Annotated in this window: 2 protein-coding genes; both read left to right on the top strand. The window is 73.8% G+C overall.

Features of this window, described 5'->3' with window-relative positions:
- The coding region (locus ACWDS7_RS47840; protein WP_451934727.1) for a condensation domain-containing protein at window positions 1-1,082 on the top strand (1,082 nt) is incomplete at its 5' end.
- On the top strand, window positions 1,079-2,546 hold a 1,468-nt coding region (locus ACWDS7_RS47835; protein WP_451934726.1), incomplete at its 3' end, for a condensation domain-containing protein. The genes ACWDS7_RS47840 and ACWDS7_RS47835, both read left to right, overlap by 4 nt.

Here is a 2,546-nt window from a genome sequence, read left to right as displayed (position 1 = left end):
TGGTGGGGGTGGTCTGGGTGGATGCCGGGCCGGGGGTGTCGGGGCGGTTGGTGGTGGCGGTGCACCATCTGGCGGTCGACGCGGTGTCCTGGCGGGTTCTGTTGCCGGATCTGTTCGCGGCCTGGCAGGCGGCTGTGCGTGGTGGGGCTGTCGCGTTGGCGCCGGTGCCGACCTCCTTCCGTACCTGGGCCCGTCGTCTCCAGGACGAGGCCCGCGACCGGGCCGGAGAACTCGACCTGTGGATCGACATCCTCGACGGGCCCGACCCGCGTGTCGGCAGCAGGCCGCTCGACCCACGCGTCGACACCGTCGCGACACTGCGCAGCCTCCGCCTCACCCTGCCCCCCGGGCGGACCGAGCCCCTGCTGACCACCGTCCCCGCCGCGTTCCACGGCCGCGTCAACGACGTGCTGCTCACCGGGCTCGCCCTGGCCGTGGCGCACTGGCGCAGGAAACGCGGCGGCCGGGGCAGCTCGGTCCTGCTGGACCTGGAGGGACACGGCCGGGAGGAGATCTCCTCCGGGACCGACCTGTCCCGGACCGTCGGCTGGTTCACCGCCCTCTACCCGGTCCGGCTCGACGCGGGTGTCACCGGCTGGGCCGACGAGCGGGCCGTGGCGCAGGCGGTCAAGAGGATCAAGGAGCAGCTCAGGGCGGTGCCCAACCCCCTGGGCTACGGACTGCTCCGCCACCTCAACCCCGGCACCGCCCCCGAGCTGGCCGGGCTGCCCCGGCCGCAGATCGTGTTCAACTACCTCGGCCGGGTCGCCGTCGCCGAGGGGGACTGGAACCTGGTCCCGGCCGCGCTCGGCGGGCACGACCCCGGCATGCCGGTGGCCCACGCCCTGGAGATCAACGTCACCGTCCACGACCGGCCGGACGGCCCCCACCTCGAGGCCGTCTGGTCCTGGCCGGCAGGGGTGCTCACCGAGGCCGAGGTCAGGGAGCTGGCCGAGACCTGGTCCGGGGCGCTGGAAGGGCTGGCCGCACACGGTCCGGGCGGCTACACGCCGAGCGACCTCCTGGTCGATCTGGACCAGGACGAGATCGACCGCATCCAGGCCGCTTGGGAGAAGCGATGACGCAGGTTCAGGACATCCTCCCGCTCTCGCCGCTGCAGCAGGGCCTGTTCTTCCACGCGCTCCACGACGAACACGACGTCTACACCGCCCAGGTCACCCTCGATCTCGACGGTCCGCTGGACGTCCCCGCCCTGCGGAGCGCCGCCGCCAGGCTGCTCGAACGCCACCCCAACCTGCGCGCCGCCTTCTGGCACCAGGATCTCAGCCGGCCCGTCCAGGTCATCCCGGAGCGGGTGGAGCCGTCATGGCGGGAGGTCACCTCGGCCGACGCCGAGGGCGTGGCCGCCGAGGAGCGGGCCCGCCCGTTCGACCTGGCCACGCCGCCGCTGATCCGCTCCGTCCTGGTACGGCTCGCGCCGGACCGGCACCGGCTGATCCTCACCAACCACCACATCCTGCTCGACGGCTGGTCCACCCCGCTCCTCGTCGCCGAGCTGCTCGCGCTCTACCTGGGGGTGGAGGCCCCGGCGGCCCCGCCGTACAAGAGGTATCTGGCCTGGCTGGCCCGCCAGGACCGGGACGCCGCCCGGCGGGCCTGGGCCCGCGCCCTCGACGGGATCGAGGGGCCCACGCTGATCGCGCCCGGCGCGGCCACGCCCGTCCCGCCGGACAAGGTGAGCCTCGAACTGGACACCACCTTGACGGCCGCGCTGACCAGGCTGGCCCGCCGCCGAGGGATCACCGTCAACACCGTGCTGCAGGGGCTGTGGGGGGTGCTGCTGTCCCGGCTGACCGGACGCGACGACGTCGTCTTCGGCGCGATCGTCTCGGGGCGCCCGCCCGAGCTGCCCGGCGTCGAGCGCATGATCGGCCTGTTCATCAACACCCTGCCGGTGCGGGTACGGCTCCGCCCGGAGGAGCCGGTCGGGGAACTGCTGGAACGCCTCCAGGACGAGCAGGCCGAGCTGCTGCCCCACCACCATCTGGGACTGACCGAGATCTATCGCGGCGCCCTGTTCGACACGGTCACCGTGCTGGAGAACTACCCGTTCGACGCCTCCGCCGCGGACACCGCCCTCGGCGACGTCCGGCTGACCGGTTTCGGCTCGGTGGACGCCCACCACTATCCCCTCGCCCTCGCGGCCATCCCCGGTGACCGTCTCACCCTGCGCCTGGACCACCGCCCCGACCTGTTCACCGCGGTCCAGGCCCGGCGGCTGCTGGATCGCATGCGGCTGCTGCTCACCACGCTGGTCACCGCCCCGGAGACGCCGGTCGGCCGGCTCGGTGTCCTGGACGCCGCCGAGCACCGCCAGATCGTCGAGGAGTGGAACGACACCGGCGCGCCGGTGCCCCGCCGTACGCTGCCCGAGCTCTTCGAGACCACGGCCGCGCGGGTCCCCGACGCCACCGCGCTCGTGGACGGCGAGACGGTCCTGACCTATGCCCGGCTCAACCGGCGGGCGAACCGGCTGGCGCGGCTGCTGGCCGAGCGCGGGGCCGGGCCGGAGCGCCTGGTCGCGC

The sequence above is a fragment of the Streptosporangium sp. NPDC003464 genome (assembly GCF_053588315.1).
Note: the sequence above shows the minus strand (reverse complement) of the source record. Positions and strands in the feature narration are given on the sequence as shown.